17 protein-coding genes are annotated in these 17,085 nt (G+C 64.6%); 9 read left to right on the plus strand and 8 right to left on the minus strand.

Annotation, left to right across the window (positions count from 1 at the left end):
- Positions 1-3: 3 nt before the first annotated feature.
- Both AC5ZFO_RS41905 and AC5ZFO_RS41910 read right to left on the minus strand, forming a co-directional pair.
- Complete coding sequence (locus AC5ZFO_RS41905) at positions 4-828, minus strand: aspartate dehydrogenase (RefSeq protein WP_282520552.1); 825 nt, start codon at positions 826-828, stop codon at positions 4-6.
- Between the two features lie 38 nt (positions 829-866).
- Positions 867-1,784 carry a LysR family transcriptional regulator gene (locus tag AC5ZFO_RS41910; protein WP_282520551.1) on the minus strand — a complete coding sequence of 306 codons (918 nt, stop codon included), beginning with the start codon at positions 1,782-1,784 and terminating at the stop codon, positions 867-869.
- Positions 1,785-1,940: 156 nt separating this feature from the next.
- Between AC5ZFO_RS41910 and AC5ZFO_RS41915 the strand changes: the two genes are divergently transcribed.
- The gene (locus AC5ZFO_RS41915) at positions 1,941-3,239 is read left to right on the plus strand and encodes an MFS transporter (protein ID WP_282520550.1); all 1,299 of its coding nucleotides are present in this window, start codon (positions 1,941-1,943) and stop codon (positions 3,237-3,239) included.
- Between the two features lie 21 nt (positions 3,240-3,260).
- Positions 3,261-4,334: a tartrate dehydrogenase gene (locus tag AC5ZFO_RS41920; protein WP_166343692.1), complete on the plus strand. Its 1,074-nt coding sequence runs from the start codon at positions 3,261-3,263 to the stop codon at positions 4,332-4,334.
- Positions 4,335-4,517: 183 nt separating this feature from the next.
- On the opposite strand, the gene AC5ZFO_RS41925 is transcribed toward AC5ZFO_RS41920, so the two are convergent.
- Positions 4,518-5,465 (minus strand): LysM peptidoglycan-binding domain-containing protein, encoded by a 948-nt coding sequence (locus AC5ZFO_RS41925; protein ID WP_282520549.1) that lies wholly within the window; start codon positions 5,463-5,465, stop codon positions 4,518-4,520.
- Positions 5,466-6,371: 906 nt separating this feature from the next.
- A complete protein-coding gene (locus tag AC5ZFO_RS41930) occupies positions 6,372-7,235 on the minus strand; it encodes a DUF3313 domain-containing protein (protein WP_282520872.1) in 864 nt (287 codons plus the stop codon).
- Positions 7,236-7,407: 172 nt separating this feature from the next.
- On the opposite strand from AC5ZFO_RS41930, the gene AC5ZFO_RS41935 reads away from it, so the two are divergent.
- Complete coding sequence (locus AC5ZFO_RS41935) at positions 7,408-8,085, plus strand: TetR/AcrR family transcriptional regulator (RefSeq protein ID WP_282520548.1); 678 nt, start codon at positions 7,408-7,410, stop codon at positions 8,083-8,085.
- 9 nt (positions 8,086-8,094) lie between these two features.
- On the opposite strand, the gene AC5ZFO_RS41940 is transcribed toward AC5ZFO_RS41935, so the two are convergent.
- A complete protein-coding gene (locus AC5ZFO_RS41940; RefSeq protein ID WP_282520547.1) occupies positions 8,095-8,574 on the minus strand; it encodes a MarR family winged helix-turn-helix transcriptional regulator in 480 nt (159 codons plus the stop codon).
- A gap of 110 nt (positions 8,575-8,684) precedes the next feature.
- Here AC5ZFO_RS41940 and AC5ZFO_RS41945 point away from each other — a divergent pair, with 110 nt between their 5' ends.
- On the plus strand, positions 8,685-9,893 hold the full coding sequence (locus AC5ZFO_RS41945) for an ABC transporter substrate-binding protein (protein WP_282520546.1): 1,209 nt from the start codon (positions 8,685-8,687) through the stop codon (positions 9,891-9,893).
- A 19-nt stretch (positions 9,894-9,912) separates the two neighbouring features.
- The gene (locus AC5ZFO_RS41950; protein WP_282520545.1) at positions 9,913-11,091 is read left to right on the plus strand and encodes a cytochrome P450; all 1,179 of its coding nucleotides are present in this window, start codon (positions 9,913-9,915) and stop codon (positions 11,089-11,091) included.
- A gap of 28 nt (positions 11,092-11,119) precedes the next feature.
- Here AC5ZFO_RS41950 and AC5ZFO_RS41955 read toward each other — a convergent pair whose 3' ends face one another.
- Positions 11,120-11,740 (minus strand): CGNR zinc finger domain-containing protein, encoded by a 621-nt coding sequence (locus AC5ZFO_RS41955; protein WP_282520871.1) that lies wholly within the window; start codon positions 11,738-11,740, stop codon positions 11,120-11,122.
- 129 nt (positions 11,741-11,869) lie between these two features.
- On the opposite strand from AC5ZFO_RS41955, the gene AC5ZFO_RS41960 reads away from it, so the two are divergent.
- The gene (locus AC5ZFO_RS41960) at positions 11,870-12,721 is read left to right on the plus strand and encodes an alpha/beta fold hydrolase (protein ID WP_282520544.1); all 852 of its coding nucleotides are present in this window, start codon (positions 11,870-11,872) and stop codon (positions 12,719-12,721) included.
- A gap of 118 nt (positions 12,722-12,839) precedes the next feature.
- On the opposite strand, the gene AC5ZFO_RS41965 is transcribed toward AC5ZFO_RS41960, so the two are convergent.
- Positions 12,840-13,556, minus strand: a complete 717-nt coding sequence (locus AC5ZFO_RS41965) for a hypothetical protein (protein WP_496123668.1) — start codon at positions 13,554-13,556, stop codon at positions 12,840-12,842.
- A gap of 286 nt (positions 13,557-13,842) precedes the next feature.
- Between AC5ZFO_RS41965 and AC5ZFO_RS41970 the strand changes: the two genes are divergently transcribed.
- On the plus strand, positions 13,843-14,766 hold the full coding sequence (locus AC5ZFO_RS41970; protein WP_231143124.1) for an ABC transporter ATP-binding protein: 924 nt from the start codon (positions 13,843-13,845) through the stop codon (positions 14,764-14,766).
- Complete coding sequence (locus AC5ZFO_RS41975) at positions 14,763-15,524, plus strand: ABC transporter permease (RefSeq protein WP_282520542.1); 762 nt, start codon at positions 14,763-14,765, stop codon at positions 15,522-15,524. The genes AC5ZFO_RS41970 and AC5ZFO_RS41975 overlap by 4 nt, the downstream gene beginning before the upstream one ends.
- Positions 15,525-15,638: 114 nt before the next feature.
- Here AC5ZFO_RS41975 and AC5ZFO_RS41980 read toward each other — a convergent pair whose 3' ends face one another.
- Positions 15,639-15,962, minus strand: coding sequence for a hypothetical protein (locus tag AC5ZFO_RS41980; RefSeq protein WP_282520541.1), 324 nt, complete (start codon positions 15,960-15,962; stop codon positions 15,639-15,641).
- Between the two features lie 342 nt (positions 15,963-16,304).
- Here AC5ZFO_RS41980 and AC5ZFO_RS41985 point away from each other — a divergent pair, with 342 nt between their 5' ends.
- Entirely contained in the window at positions 16,305-17,084 is a 780-nt protein-coding gene (locus tag AC5ZFO_RS41985) for a L,D-transpeptidase (protein ID WP_282520540.1), read from the plus strand.
- The last annotated feature ends 1 nt before the right edge of the window (position 17,085 follow it).

Consider the following 17,085-nt stretch of genomic DNA (forward strand, 5'->3'; position numbering starts at 1 on the left):
AGGTTACGTTCCGACACAAAGCGTGGCGCGCTGCTTGCGCAGCAGCGCGATCACGGAGAGCGCCGTGATCAGGCCCGTCTTGGGATTCTCCGACGGGATGTTCTCGATCGACATCGAGAAGCGCGCCGAATCCGCCTCGACCTCGATGCGGTGAACGTTGCGCGACACGGTCGGATCGGCCCAGATCTGCACCGAGGTGCGGTCGGGCCCGACGCCCGCGAGCGACAGCGCGACCGCTACGTTGAGATTGGCCGGAAAGCCCTTTGCGGCTTCACGCGCGGTACCCTCGAACAGCTTGAGCGGCTCGCGCAGATTGTCGATATCGATGTTGTTCTCGACGATGAAGGGCGCGCCCTTCAGGCCGTCGATCGGCTTGCGCGTCACCATCTTCACCGAATGAATGGTGCCGATTGCGGCGGCGTTGACGGCGTCCAGCCCGATCAACGCGCCGGTCGGCACGATGATGCGGCCACCATTGGCGCGGGCGAGATCGACGAGATCGAAATTATCGAGCAGCCCGCCGACGCTGACGACGACCGCGGCCTTGCCGCGTTTCACCGCGGGCTCGACGATCGCGCGCAATTGGCTGCTCGGAGCGCACTCGACCACGATGTCGGCGACTTCGCCGAGCTGCTCGATCGGCACGATTTGCGGCGGACGGCGCAGACCGCCGATAAAGGCCTGATGCTTTGCGGGATTGCGGACCGCGACGGCCGACAGGGTCAAGCCCTCGATACCCTGATCGAGCGCCGACGCGATCTTGGTGCCGATCGAGCCCAGGCCTGCGATGGCAACCCGCAATTCGTTCGAATCTTTCTGTCCAGTCATCGCGTCCCACCTTCTCGCCAAGCCAATGTCATAGCCGCTCACGCCTCCCGCGCATAGCTGCGCAGGCGCGCCTCCAGCACCGCCAGCATGGCATCGCGGGCCGGGTCGCGCGAACCGCGCAGCCATGCGGCGGCAAGCGGCAGCCGGCCGATGGGTCCGCTCTGCTTCGGCCGCAGCGGCACGAAGCGCACGCCTGATACCGCCATCCGCGTGGTCCAGCGCGGCACGATCGCAACGCCGAGCTTCGTTGCCACCAGATGGATGATGGTCTGCTTCTCGTCGGCGACCTGCACGATGCGCGGCGTCAGCCCCGCCTGCTCGAACAGCTTGATCGTGAGGTCATGGCTGTGCGGCCGCGAGCGGCGGTCCGGCACCAGCATCGCCTCGTCGGCGATCTGCGCCAGCGTGATCGACTTGCGCGCGGCGAGCGCATGGCGCTGCGGGAACGCCACGATGGCAGTCTCCTGGAGCAGATCGCGGAATTCGAGCCGCTTGTCCGCGCTGTCGGGCGGGCGGACGAAGGCGAGATCCAGCGCGCCGGTCAAAATCTTCGGCAGCAACCGAACGGTCTTGTCTTCGAGCAGCTGCACCGCGATCTCAGGATGCTTGTCGCGGAAATCGCGCAAGAGCGGCGGCAGCAATCCCGCCGCCGCGCTGTCGATGGCGCCGACCCGCAGCCGCCGCGCAGCGCCCGCGCGCGAGCGGTTGCGCAGATTGCTCTCGACCGCCTCGACCCGGGCGAGGATGGCGCGGGCATCGCGCAGCAGCGTCGAACCATCTTCCGTCAGCGACACCGCGCGCGTGGTCCGTGCGAACAGCCGCGTTCCCAGATCTTCTTCCAACAGCCTGATCTGCCGGCCGAGCGCGGAGGGCAGCATCTGGAGCTGCTGCGCCGCATGGCCGAAATGCAGCTGCTCGGCCGCTGCCACGAAGCATCGCAACTGATGCAATTCCATTCAAGGTCCTCTCGTCTCGCCAGGCGAGGATTATATCATTTTTTTGTATAAACCAGCGCCAATTGAGTATGCCTCCTTCCCCCGCCTAGGCTCGTTGCCGGCGTGGACCTCCGGGTCCGCCGATACAACAACAAACCGGAACTCGAGGAGGCCAGGGTGGCGAGCGAGATTCAGACGCGCGTGCTGCGCAAGATCACCTGGCGCATCGTTCCCTTCATCATGCTGCTCTACTTCGTGGCCTTCATCGACCGCGTCAATATCGGCTTCGCCTCGCTGACCATGAACAAGGACATCGGCCTGTCGCCCACCGTCTACGGTTTCGGCGCCGGCATTTTCTTCTGGGGCTACTTCCTGTTCGAGGTGCCCTCCAACATCATCCTGCACAAGGTCGGCGCGCGGATCTGGATCGCGCGGGTGATGATCACCTGGGGCCTCGTCTCGGCCGCGATGGCGTTCGTGCAGGGCGCGACCAGCTTCTACGTGCTGCGCTTCCTGCTTGGCGTCGCCGAGGCCGGCTTCTTCCCCGGCATCATCCTCTATCTCTCCTACTGGTTCCCAGCGCGCCAGCGTGCCGCGGTGACCGCGCTGTTCATGGCGGCCGCGCCACTCTCGACCGTGCTGGGCTCGCCGATATCAGGCGCGCTGCTGGAGATGGACGGCCATCTCGGCTTCAAGGGCTGGCAATGGCTGTTCGTGCTCGAAGCGGTGCCGGCCGTGCTGCTCGGCTTCGTCGTGCTGGGCTTCCTGACCGATCGCCCCGAGAAGGCGAAATGGCTCGCGGAGGACGAGCGGCGCTGGCTGGTCGAGACCATGAACGCGGAGACCACCAGCAAAGCCGCGACCGCGAGCCACAGCATCTGGCGCGGACTTGCGGACCCGCGGGTGCTGGCGCTGTCGCTGATCTATTTCGGCACCTCGGCCGGCCTCTACACGCTCGGCGTCTGGGCGCCACAGATCATCAAGCAGTTCGGCCTGTCCACGCTCCAGGTCGGCTTCCTCAATGCGCTGCCGGCAACCGCCGCCGTCGTCGCCATGGTTCTGTGGGCGCGGCATTCGGACCGCACCGGCGAGCGCACCTGGCACGTCGTGCTCGCCTGCCTGCTCGCGGCCGTGGGGCTCGCCTATGCCGGTCTTGCGGCCGGCGTCGTCGCCGTGCTGGTCGCGCTCGCTCTCGTGAACATCGGCATCTCTTCCGCAAAACCGCCGCTGTGGAGCATGCCGACGCTGTTCCTCTCCGGCCCCGCGGCCGCGGCCGGGATCGCCACCATCAACTCGATCGGCAATCTCGGCGGCTTCGTCGGTCCGGCCATGATCGGCTGGATCAAGGACCAGACCGGCAGTTTTGTCGGCGGACTCTATTTCGTCAGCGGCCTGCTCGTTCTCTCGGCGGTCCTGACCCTGCTATTGTCGCGCGCGCAGACCGCGCCCGTCGAACCCGTCCCGCAATCCCACTGACATCTCAAACGGAGCATCTTCATGCGCACTCATTCGATCGCAGCAATTCCGGCCGACGGCATCGGCCCCGAGGTCATCTCGGCCGGCGTCCGCGTGCTGGAGGCGCTGGCAAAACGCAGCGGCGACCTCGCCTTCAACGTCAAGACGTTCGACTGGGGCTCGGACTATTACAAGAAGCACGGCGTGATGATGCCGGCGGATGGCCTCACTGAACTGAAGAAGTTCGACGCGATCTACTTTGGTGCGGTCGGCGCGCCCGACGTGCCCGACCACATCACGCTGTGGGGCCTGCGCCTGCCGATCTGCCAGGGCTTTGACCAATACGCCAATGTGCGGCCGACCAAGATCCTGCCCGGCGTCGCCTCGCCGCTGCGCAATGTCGGCGTCGGCGATCTCGACTGGGTGATCGTGCGCGAGAACTCGGAAGGCGAATATGCCGGCATGGGCGGCCGTGCCCACAAGGGCCTTCCGGAAGAAGTCGGCACCGAGGTCGCGGTGTTCACCCGCGTCGGCGTCACCCGCATCATGCGCTACGCCTTCCAGCTCGCGCAGTCGCGGCCGCGCAAGTTCCTGACCGTCGTCACCAAGTCGAACGCGCAGCGCCACGGCATGGTGATGTGGGACGAGATCGCAGCCGAAGTCGCGACCGAATTCCCCGATGTCACCTGGGACAAGATGCTGGTCGACGCCATGACGGTGCGAATGACGCTGCATCCGAAGAGCCTCGACACGATCGTTGCGACCAACCTCCACGCCGACATCCTCTCCGATCTTGCCGGCGCACTCGCCGGCAGCCTCGGGGTGGCGCCGACCGGCAACATCGACCCGCAGCGCCGCTTCCCCTCGATGTTCGAGCCGATCCACGGCTCGGCGTTCGACATCACCGGCAAGGGCATCGCCAACCCGGTCGCGACCTTCTGGACCGGTGCCCAGATGCTCGAGCATCTCGGCGAGAAGGACGCGGCAATACGGCTGATGTCGGCGGTCGAGCGCGTCTGCGCGGCCGGCGTGCTGACGCCCGACGTCGGCGGCAAGGCGACGACGAAGGAAGTCACGGACGCCGTGATCGACGCGATCCACGGGACGAACGTCTGAGGCCAAGCTAGCGCCGCGAACGCAAGTGCGCCCCCTCGCCCCGTTCTTACGGGGAGAGGGTTGGGGTGAGGGGCTGCCTCAGCAAGGATGGTGACAGTTAGATTCGCGGAGAGTCCCCCTCACCCGGATCGCATCTGCGATGCGATCCGGCTTCTCCCCGCACGCGGGGAGAGGCGAAGAGCCCTACTTCCGCCCTTGCGGCGGCGGCGCCGGCGCCGCCATCGCGGCCATAGGCTCGGGCGGCGTCAGATGGCGCGGGACGATGATGGACTGGCCGGGGGTGAGGGTCGCGTTCTCCGCCAGCGAGTTGCTCTGCGCCAGCGTCCACAGCGGCACGCGGCGGGCGGCGGCGATGCTCTCCATGGTGTCGCCGGCGCGCACGGGCACCCGCACGCCGCTGTCCCACAATTCGACCGGCGTGTTCGCCGGAACGAGATAGCGCAGCGGCACCGCATCGGCCTGGCTCTGCGCGGGGATGCGTGGCAGCTGCGTCACCATCTCGATGATCTGGCGATGGATGTCGTCCGACTTCTCGATGTTGATGTGCGAGACGCGGCTGTTCTCCTTGAGGTCGTAGCTCGCATAATGGCCCCGATAGCCGGGCACGGCCACGACGTCGCCGCCGCCGAGCACGCTGTCGGAGAGGAAGATGTTGATGAAGCGCTCGACATTGAGCGGCACGTCGCCGGTCGCATGCGCGGAATCGATGGCGATGACGAGGCTGATCCGGATGTTCTCCTTGGCCGCCATCTCGGAGATCACGACCGAGCACAGCCCGCCCATGGAATGGCCGATCAGCACGATCGGCGCCGGTGTTTCCTTGTAGCTGGAGATGACACGATCGCCGACCCATCGGCAGATGGTGAATTCATAGACGTCGGCCGAGAAGCCGGCCTTCGTCAGCTTTTCGCCGAGCCGGTCCATGCCGGTCGAGAAGATCGGCCCCATGGCGCCACGGAACAGGTAGATTTTTGGCGGCGGCAGCGGTTCGGCGGGCGGGGCAGGAGGCGGCGGCGCAGCGGTCGCGACCGCGGGGCGCTTCGGCTTCGCAGGTGAGGCAACGGCCATGCCGGTGCCCAGGGCGAGCAGCGCAACCGCCGCCAGCACGACCAGCCGTCTCAGATCGATCATCAGTCCAGCAGTCCCACCATGGGAGGCAAAGGCCCCCTCCGGGGGCTTAGTGACCACCGATTGGGTGGATTTTGGGGCACGGAACCGGGCCCGTGACGCCCGTCGGTCGAGGTTCTCATTCTGCCCCCTTGCATCCCCGGCATCAATTGAACGGAGCCCATGGCTGGGCTTCGCAGGTATCGAGGATCACCGAGCTCTGAATTCCCTTGTAGGCGTCATCGTCGAAAAAGACCGAATAGGCCGGGTGTCTGTCAGACGGACCACCGCGCTGCCTCAGGCAGACGAAATACGACCCCGGCCCGTGGTCGGTAGGACGGACGCCGGATGTCTCGAGTCCCCCGGTCAGCTTGACTTCGGCGGCTGCCTTCCTGACGCCCTCCTGCACCGCCTCGGCACCAGGCGGACGCGGAGGATGATAGACAGGAGGCAAATTCCCGCTCGACGCGCATCCCGCCAGTAGCAGCGTCAAGACGGCGGACAAGGCCGCCAGCGATCTGCGACGGCCGAAGACGGAGCTTCGCTGGCCGCACCGCGCCAACTCATATCGTGGATGCATCGCTTGTCCCCGGTGCCGCGCTCGCTGCGCGCCTCATCCCCGGGTCAGGACGAGATAGAGGCAGCCGGCGACCGTGGGCAGGAACGCGACCAGGGCCGTCATCCAGAAGCCGGGCTCGAGCATCGAGTCCTGGTCATCCCTCTCATCCACTGCACGCCGATCTGCGTTCGTCCGGCTCCAAGCTTCATCGGCCGTGAACAGGGGAACGCTGCTCGCCCGCGCATCATCGCGCGCTGTGCTTTGACGCAAAGCGTGTTGGGAAGGGCGAGTTATTCCGGATGTCAGCATGTCATTGACTCTGATCGGCGACCAATATGTCGAGCTCGGATGTTGCGGGGCGCGCAGCCGCATCACTGTGTCAGCGCCTGCTCTGAATTCGCTCCTGACACAGGCGGCGGGGCCGCATTGTTGGCCGGGCTCTCCTTGGCGCCGGAATCGGTCCAGGCCGGCGGCAGGCCGAGCCCCTGCCCCGCGAAGCCGGTGATGCCGGGAAACCGTCCGAACGCTTCGCAGGCGACATATTTGGGCGCACCGCCGAAGCGCACGGGAATGCTGTCCATCGGCGGCAGCGCAGGGATGCCGCCGAACGGCGATTCTCCGGTCGTAACCAGTTTTGCGAAGTCCGTGCCGAAATCGGCGGCGAGATCGTAGGCATCGCCCTCATTGGCGACCCGCGGAGAGTTGGTAAGCGAGTTGGCGCCACGCGCCCAGACCATGGCCGCCTTCTGAAATCCTGCAAAGTCGCGCGCTTCCGCCTCGACCGACAGGCTGCCGAGCCCGACCGGGAGCCTCGGCACCGGTACAGGCACGCCGGGAAGCGCAACGGTCTTGGCAATCGACAGGGCTTTCGATGCGCCGGAGGCGGTCGGGCTGGTCGGCGCGGCATGCGTCACCGTCGCCTGCACCGTGAGATCGGCGTCGTCATCGGATGAGACGATACGGAAGCGCTCGCTCAGGCGGAGACACAGCTCGCGGCTGATGGCGTTTGCAACCAGGCGACGTTCCTTTTCGTTCAACACGACATCGGTGCGCGCGGGAAAGACGGTCGATGCAATCCGGATCGTCTTCGCCGCCAGCACATCCTGCTTGTTCACGCGGATTTTCGATCGCGTCACCAGCCCGTTCGCTTCCGACATCCGGTCGTAGCTCCTGAGCGAGCCGGCCTGTTCGAGCGGCGCGGTCGCACACCCTCCGAGCGCAAGCGCGGCACCCATCAGGGCCGTCCGTGGAAAGCGCATGGTCCCATTCCCGCATCGGCAGCTTATTAGAGAGATCGCTCTAATAATCACTTCTCACGCCCCGCAACATCCGTCAACGTAAATAGATGGAACTCTCTAATTTTGATTTTCTCGTGGCGGACCGTCGTGCTAAACGGGGCGAGTGTGAATGGAGATGTCCCATTTGAGGAAAGTCGATCCCGTCAAGCATGAGCAGAAGCGCGGGGAAATCCTCGGCGCGGCGATCCGCTGCTTCATCAGGGACGGCTTCCGCGGCGCCAGCACGACAGATATCTGCACCGAAGCCGGCATCAGTCCGGGCCACCTCTATCACTACTTTCCGAGCAAGGTGGCGATCATCGAGGCGATGATCGACCTCGGTCTCGCGCGGTCGACCGAAAAGTTCGAAAAAATTCTAGCTGCCCCCGACGTGATCGAGGCGCTGCTCGTCGATATCGAGGAAACCAGCCTGCGATTTCGTCCCGCCCAGATCCTCAATCTGGATGGCCTCGCGGAGGCCGCCCGCAATCCGGAATTCGCCGAGATCATCGAACGCCACACCAGGGCGGTTCGCCGCATGTGGAGCGATTTCCTGCGCCAGGCGCAAGACCGGGGACGGGTGGATCCGGGACTCGATCCGGACGCGACGGCAAACATCCTGATCGCCCTCATCGACGGGTCACGCGCCATGCCGATCCGCAATCCGAAGCTGGATATCAAGCAGAGCGTAGAGCATCTGAGAACGATGCTCGTCCGCTTCCTGAACCCGCCCGACGCACAGAGCGTTGCGATCAAGCCCCGCATTCAGAAGGCCGGTCGTCCCCTGAAGCTGGTCAGGAAGCGATAGAGCCCGACCCTAGAGCGGCAGGAGGCGGTTCAGCAATTCCAGCAGCGCGCGCTGCTCGGCCGCGCTGAGCGGGGCCAGCATCTTTTCGTTGTAGGGCTCGGTCAGCCTTGCCCCCTCGGCAATGAGCTTTGCGCCCTTCGGCGTCAGCATCAGCTCGACGGCACGGCGATCCGCCTTCGAGCGATTGCGCTTGATGAAGCCGGACGATTCGAGCTCGTTCAGGATCTTGATCAGGTTCGGCAGGCGCAGCCGAAGCAGGCTGGCGAGGCTGCTCGGCGGCACGCCGGGATTGTCACGAATGACGGCGAAGATCGCATAGGTCGCTGGCGTCAGGCCCAACGCGGCGAACTCCTCGTAAAAGCCTTCGAAGAACTTCAATTGCGCGAGACGCAGCATGAAGCCGGGCGTCCGCCGGAGCGCGCGCAGGTCCAGCGATTTCTCCGGCTGCTGGTCGGACTTCAACCCGGGTCTTACGGTTTTCAAGCTCATGATCCTCAATCCGCGGCGGCCACCGGCTCAGCCGAATTGACACTCTCAAAAATAGCTATAAAACATAACTATTATTTAGCGGCACCAAGACCGCCCATGGGAGGGACACAATGAACAGCAAATTCCTGCACAAATTGTGCATTTTGGCTTCGACGCTGGTTGCCGCGCCGGGCTTCGCCCAGGATGCCGTGAAGATCGGCATCCTGAACGACCAATCCGGTCCGTTCGCGAGCTATCAGGGGATCGGCTCGGTCGTCGCCGCAAAAATGGCCGTCGAGGATTATGGCGGCAAGGCTGCCGGCAAGCCCGTCGAGGTCGTCGCGGCGGATCACCAGAACAAGACCGACATCGGGATCGGCATCGCCAGGCGCTGGTACGAGAATGACGGCGTGGACGCGATCTTCGACATCCCCAACTCCTCGATCGCGCTCGCTGTCGCCGGCATGAGCGCCGAGAAGAACAAGGTCTTCGTCGGATCGGGGGCCGGCACGGTGCTGTTGACCGGCGAGAAATGCACGCCGAACACCGTACACTGGACCTACGACACCTATGCTTACGGGCGCGGCCTCGGCAAGGCGATCGTGCAGCAGGGCGGCAAGAAGTGGTTCTTCATCACCGCCGACTATGCGTTCGGTCACGATCTGGAGAAGCAGGCCGCGGAGGCCGTGAAAGCGTCCGGCGGCGAAGTGCTCGGCAGCGTGCGGCATCCGCTGGGAACGGCCGACTATGCCTCCTTCCTGCTCCAGGCCCAGGCTTCGGGCGCGAACGTCGTCGGCTTCGCCAATGCCGGCGACGATACCATCACCTCGATGAAGCAGGCCGCCGAGTTCGGGCTGACCAAGGACCACAAGCTGGTCGGATTGATCCTAGGGATGAATGGCCTTCCCTCACTCGGACTGAAGTTTGCGCAGGGTGCGCAGATCATGAACCCGTTCTACTGGGATCTGAACGACGGCACGCGGGCTTTCGCCAAACGCTTCGCCGAGCGCATTCCCTCGAAGGCCTATCCCAACGACATGCAGGCCGGCGTCTATGCCTCGGTCATTCACTACCTCAAGGCGGTCGACAAGGCCGGCGGCGCCAAGGACGGCAAGGCCGTCGTTGCCGCGATGAAGGAGATGCCGACGGACGATCCGCTGTTCGGCAAAGGTTACATCCGGAGGGACGGACGCAAAATCCATCCGCTCTATTTGCTCCAGGTCAAGGCGCCCGAGGAGTCGAGTTCGGCCTGGGACCTGCTGAAGGTCGTCGCCACGATCAAGGGCGAGGACGCATTCCGCTCGGAGCGCGAAGGCAAGTGTCCACTCTCCAGTCAATAAGCAGCATCAGGAGTTCACGATGACCGGCATCGCGTGTAGCCAGGCCGACCCGTTTGCACCTGATTTCCTGATCGATCCGTATCCTGCCTACGAAACCTTGCGTGCGCTGGGGCCCGTGTTCACTCTCGCGCGTTACGACGTGTGGGCCATGGCGGGCTATGCTGGGGTCGAGGCGGCGCTGAAGGACTGGAAGACCTTCATCAGCGGCGAGGGCGTCGGGCTTCACGGGATGAATCCTGCCCTGCCGAAGCCGCTGACACTCCAGATCGATCCTCCCGATCACGACAAGGGCCGCCGCGTCCTCGGCCGCACCCTGTCTCCGGGCGTCGCAAGGAAGCTGCGCGAGACGTTTCAGCAGGAGGCGGAGAGGAAGGTCTCGGAGCTGATCGACAAAGGCACCTTCGATGCCGTGGCCGATCTTGCGGAGGCCTATCCCATGAAAGTGTTTCCGGATGCGATCGGCATCCGGCCGGATGGCCGCGAGAAATTGCTGGCCTGGAGCACGTTCGTGTTCGACAGCTTTGGCCCGGAGAACGAGATGCTGGCCACATCGCGCAAGGCGGGCCTCGCCGCACAGAGCTGGATCATGGAATGCTGCGCTCGGGACGCGCTGCAGCCCGACGGGCTCGGCATGATGATCTACCAGGCGGCCGACGACGGCGAGATCACCGAGCACGAAGCAACGCACCTGGTGCGGCCGTTCCTCACCGCGGGGATCGACACCACCGTCAATGGCATCGGCAATACCCTGCTGGCACTCGCCACACACCCGGATGAATATCGCAAGCTACACCACAAGCCGGAGCTGGCGCGCAACGCTTTCGAGGAAGGCCTGCGCTACGACTCACCGGTGCAGACGTTCTTCCGAACCACTTCGCGCGAGGTCGAGACGCGTGGCGGCGTGATCCCAGCGCACCGCAAGGTGCTGCTGTTCATGGCCTCAGCCAACCGCGATCCCGCGCGCTGGGACAACGCGGACCGCTTCGAGGTCGAACGGAGTGCGACCGGACATGTCGGCTTCGGCGCCGGCATTCACGCCTGTGTCGGGCAGATGATCGCACGTCTGGAAGGCGAATTGATCTTCGGCGAGCTCGCACGGCGCGTGAAGACCATCGAGCTCACGGCAGAGCCCAGACGCAGGCTCAACAATTCCCTGCGTGGGCTGGAGAGCATGCCGGTCCGCGTGACGGCTGCCTAGGCTGCGCCGCATATGGCGCTGCCCTCGGTCAATGTCTGCTCTTGAGCCGGTCGCGGTGTGCGGCCTGCTTGGCGCGGTTGCCGCAGATCGCCATCGCGCACCATCGCCGCGCCCGCCTGCGGGTGTGGTCCGCGAACAGCATCGTGCAGTTATGACCCTCGCACGCCTTCACGTCGGAAAAGTCTTCATCGCAGACGAATTTCGCCATTGCCTCGCCGAGCGGCAGCAGCAGGGATTCAGGTGATTCCCAGCGCCGCGTCATCCGTAGCGCGAGGGACTGATTGCCGTCGTCGTCCCGTGCTTCGATACGACTGAAGGCTTCGTCGCGCTCCAGCAGGCTGTTCAGCGGACCGAGCTCGCGCAACGCATCTACCGCGAGCGGCCGGCCTGCATGCTTGCGAACGAAAGCCCTGAACCACTCGCGCAAGGCCCTGGCCTCATCGGCGACTTTGTCCAACTCGCCCGGCATCGCACGCGCCCTCAGCGCCTCCAACTCGTTTGTCGGCACCAGCCCCGCCTGCGCCAGCCAGTCGAACAGACCATCACCATCGTTGAGCCAATCGACGGGCGTATCGACCGGCGTCGCGACTGAATTCAGGAAATCGAGGCCGAGCGCGTCGGCGATGAACACGGCAGGCGGTCTGTTCATGGAGCGGTCCCAGCCGATCTGAAGGTGGCCGAACATGCGTAACCTCTTATATGGCGTTTGACAAGTTACTCGTAGTATGTAACCTTTTCATTGGCGTTATACAGGTTACTAATCTCACGGAGAACGGTCATGTCCCCGACCACGTATCGCACCGCGGACGTCGATGGCTTCAAGGTTTTCTATCGCCAGGCGGGTCCTTCGGATGGGCCAAAGCTGCTGTTGCTGCACGGATTCCCGAGTGCCGGCCACATGTTCCGTGATCTGATCCCGTTGCTCGCGGACAAGTTTCACATCGTGGCGCCGGACCTGCCCGGCTTCGGCCAGTCCGATATGCCCTCACGCGAAACCTTCGCCTATACTTTCGACAATATCGCGCGCGTCATCGAGCGCTTCACCGAAGTGATCGGCTTCGATCGCTTTGCGGTCTACGTCTTCGACTATGGCGCGCCGACCGGTTTCCGGCTGGCGCTGCGCCACCCCGAGCGGATCACGGCCATCATCTCGCAGAATGGCAACGCCTATGAGGACGGCCTCAGCGACGGCTGGACCCCGATCAAGGCCTATTGGCAGGATCCCTCGCCGGCGAACCGCGACGCGCTCCGCGCCTTCCTCACGCCGGAGACGACACGCTGGCAGTACACGCATGGCGTTCCAGATCCGACCATGGTGTCGCCTGACGGCCAGAACCTCGACAATTTCTATCTGGCGCGACCGGGTTCTGACGAGGTGCAGCTCGACCTGTTCGGCGACTACAAGAGCAACGTCGCGCTCTATCCGTCATTCCAAAACTATTTCCGCACCCACAAGCCGCCGTTCCTCGCAGTCTGGGGCAAGAACGATCCGTTCTTCATCCCGCCCGGCGCCGAAGCCTTCAAGCGCGACAATCCCAACGCCGAGGTGCGGTTCTTCGACACCGGCCATTTCGCGCTGGAAACGCATTCAAGTGAGATCGCGGACACCATTCGCGCCTTCATGAGATGACGAGGGAGCGCGGGGATGACGCGCACACGCTCACTCCCGCCCCTCGCGATCTCTGCGCTTGCCGGCCAATACGGAAAGATCGCTGCGCGACGGACAGCAGCCGGTCGCGCAAACCGCCTCAGTTCCTGGCCGGAGCCGCCGCCGCCGCCGAGCGCGCCCGCCGCGGTGTGGCGGGCTCGGCGACCGGAGCTGCCGGTGCGCGCGAGCGCATGATGGCGGCGTCGATCTCGCCGATGACGCGGCGCTGGATCGCCTCGTTCTTGTCGATCGAGATGTGGCCGACGCCGGTGCCGCGCACGTCGACATTGTCGAGCTTGCCGCGCAGGCCAGACGCGGCCCGCACTGGCTCACCGGGACCGTCGCCGATATAGATGTTGATGTAGCGTTCGGCTCCGGTCGACAGCCTGGTCTTGAACACGGAATCGAGGCCGATCGCGAGCTTCACGGGAACGCCGAGCTGGTTGAGCTTGGCGATCATGTCCGGCAGCGCGGTCGCGCCGGAGGAATGGCCGACCAGGACGATGGTCTTGACGCGACCGGCCCTGTAGTTGGCCGCGGCCTCATCGGCGAGCGAGGACCAGGACACGAAGTTCGCGACGGTCACCTGGATGCCCTGCGCCTGGAGGCGGGAGCCGATCGTGTCGAGGCCGAGCGAGAAGATGTTGAGCACGCCGCGGAGCAGGTAGACATGCGTCGTGGCGGCGGCCTGGCTGGGCGCGGCCCTGGCGGTGGTCGGGCTGATGGCAACAGCTGACAGCAGGAGCAGGCAGATCGCCCACACACGGAGGGCGGACAATTGGCTGGCGCCGGCGGTGTGACGGCCGTTCGGTCTCATCGATCTTTTCCCTGGGGACAATACGCTTTGCGATTGGCCGGAATCGTAGCCACGGCGCGCTCGCAGACGCAACAAAGAGGCGCGTGAGCGGCAATCTTAGCCGCAGCCCGTGACCATCGCGCAACACTTTCCCGAAACCCACCACCGAAGGGCCTGTTTTGAGACCATTTTTCCCCAGCCAATTGCGGCCGGGCAAGTGCATTCCTATTTCAGGGCTCCGCTGACCTCCTCCCGGGACGGTTCCAGCCTCCCCTCCCCAGTCCTTACCTTTCAGCCTGCGGCCATCATGTCCTCCATCATTTCCGTCGCCAATTTGTCGAAGACCTATGGGTCCGGCTTCAAGGCGCTCAAGAACGTCAATCTCGACATCAAGCGCGGCGAGATTTTTGCGCTGCTCGGCCCCAACGGCGCCGGCAAGACCACGCTGATCTCGATCATCTGCGGCATCGCCAACCCAAGCGAAGGCACGGTCCTCGTCGGCGGCGAGAACATCCAGACCTCGTACCGCAAGGCCCGCTCGCTGATCGGCCTCGTGCCCCAGGAATTGCACACCGACGCCTTCGAGAGCGTGTGGGCGACGGTGAGCTTCTCCCGCGGCCTGTTCGGCAAGCCGAAGAACCCCGCCCATATCGAGAAGGTGCTGAAGGACCTCTCGCTCTGGGACAAGAAGGACAACAAGATCATCACGCTCTCCGGCGGCATGAAGCGCCGCGTGATGATCGCAAAAGCGCTGTCGCACGAGCCGCAGATCCTGTTCCTGGACGAGCCGACCGCCGGCGTCGACGTCGAGCTGCGCAAGGGCATGTGGGAGGTGGTGCGCACGCTGCAGCAATCCGGCGTCACCATCATCCTGACCACGCACTACATCGAGGAAGCCGAGGAGATGGCCGACCGCATCGGCGTCATCAACAAGGGCGAGATCGTGCTGGTCGAGGACAAGGCGACGTTGATGGAGAAGCTCGGCAAGAAGCGGCTGACGCTGCATCTGCAGGGCAAGGTCACGACGCTGCCGGACAGCCTCAGCCATTACGAGCTCGACCTCTGCGACGGCGGCGCGACGCTCGTCTACGACTACGACACCAAGGGCGAGCGCACCGGCATCACCAGCCTGCTCAGCGACCTCCGCAATGCCGGCATCCGCTTCAACGATCTCGACACGACGCAATCGTCGCTCGAGGACATCTTCGTCGACCTCGTGAGGACGTCATGAATCATCGCGCCATCCGCGCCATCTATCTGTTCGAAATGGCGCGCACCTGGCGTACGCTGCTGCAAAGCATCGTCTCGCCTGTCGTCTCGACCTCGCTCTATTTCGTGGTGTTCGGTGCTGCGATCGGCTCGCGCATCAGCGAGGTCGAGGGCGTCAGCTACGGCACCTTCATCGTGCCGGGGCTGATCATGCTCTCGGTGCTGACGCAGAGCATCGCCAACGCCTCGTTCGGCATCTACTTTCCGAAATTCACCGGCACGATCTACGAAATTCTCTCCGCGCCGATCTCTTATGTCGAGATCGTGCTGGGCTATGTCGGCGCAGCCGCGACCAAGTCGATCATTTTGGGCCTCATCATCCTGGCGACAGCCGGCCTGTTCGTGCCGCTCCATATCCACCATCCAATCTGGATGCTGACCTTCCTGGTGCTGACGGCGGTGACGTTCAGCCTGTTCGGCTTCATCATCGGCATCTGGGCCGACGGCTTCGAAAAGCTGCAGATGATCCCGATGCTGGTGGTGACGCCGCTGACCTTCCTCGGCGGCAGCTTCTATTCCATCGACATGCTGCCGGCAGGCTGGCGCTCGGTGGCGCTGCTGAACCCGGTCGTCTATCTGATCTCCGGCTTCCGCTGGAGCTTTTACGAGATCGCGGATGTCAGCGTGTCCGTCAGCATCTGCATGACGACGGCGTTCCTGTTGATCTGCCTCGCCGTGATCTGGTGGATTTTCCGCACCGGTTACCGGCTGAAGAACTGAGCTGTCATTCCGGGGCGCGCGTAGCGCGAGCCCGGAATCCATCAGGCGGCAGAGTTGGTGGATGAATGGATTCCGGGCTCGCCCTTCGGGCGCGCCGGAATGACGACGGTGGACTCACCGGTAGCAGTGGAAGCGATGGTAGCCGTCATAGTAGCCGCGGCAGCGGTAATGGCGGTGATGCGGAATGCCGAACACGCCCTCCACCGCACCCACGGCCCCGCCAACACCGGCGCCGACCGCGCCGCCAACGACGCCACCGACAGGCCCGGCGATCCGGTTGCCTTCGTAGGAGCCTTCCTGGGCGCCGCGCACGATGCCCTGGGCGTGGCCGGCTTGCGGCAGCGACAACAGCGCGAGCAGGATGGCGGCGGCTGCGAACAGCAGGCGGACGGGCAAACCGGCCGGCAATTGCGCGGCGGCGATACGGGCTTTGTTCATCTTCGGTCCCAAGGGAATTAAAGGGGAAAGGGCAGCGGAAGCCGCCCGTCGAGGGCAGCCAGGATCAACGCCTGAAGCGGCCGAATGGTTGCGCCTTTGTGACGAATTGTCGGCGTTGTGACTGCTTGGCACGCTCGCGAAAATGTCAGCGCCGCCGCCAGCCGCGCGGCACAAAGCGGCCTTGCTTACGCCCGGCATCGCGTTAACGATGGACGGCCAGTCCGCTGGAACGAAAGCCGGATTGCAGGCATATTGCACGCCGGGGGACGGAGAGCCGCGGCGCCTAGCGTGAACAGGCCGGAGGCCAGAACTCAAATGCGTTTCCCTCAAATGCGTTTCCAGATGCGTTCCTTTTTCATCGCTTTTTCCTCGTTGATGTTTTTGAGCGCGGGCGCCGCGCAGGCCAAGGTCGAGATCACCGTCGACAAGGACAATCAGCAGATGACCGTCGCCGTCGACGGCGTCGCGCGCTATCACTGGCCGGTGTCGACCGGCATCCCCTCGCGCGAAACGCCGGGCGGCGCCTTCCGGGCCTTCCGGATGGAAGAGGATCACTACTCCAAGGAATTCGACGACGCGCCGATGCCGCACGCGATCTTCTTCACCAAGGTCGGGCACGCCATCCACGGCACCGACTCGGTCGGCCGGCTCGGCTCGCCGGCGTCGCACGGCTGCGTACGGCTGTCGCGCCAGAATGCCTCGACGCTGTACGCGCTGGTGCAGCAGCAGGGCGTGCTCAACACCACGGTGACGCTGACCGGCTCGGCCCAGGTGGCTCTGGCCCGCAATCCGCGCGGCCGCGCCAATACTGCGGTGGCCCGCGCTCCGCAGCCGGCCGAAGAGCAGTACGCCACCTCGGGCGATCCCGTGAATCTCGCACCGCCGGCGCAGCCCGCCCGCCGCTACATGCCGCAGGACGACAATTACATCTATCCGGCCGACGGCAGTGACAACGGCACGCGCTATCCCGCGCCGCGCTCGGCCAGCCGCCCGCTGTATGACGCGCAGGTCTATCAACAGCAGCAGCCGCAGCAGTACTACAATCAAGGCTACGGCCAGCAGGGCTACTATCAGCCACAGCCCCGGCAATACTATCAGCCGCGCGGTTACTATCAGAACTGAC

This window comes from Bradyrhizobium sp. Unk1, assembly GCF_059512345.1.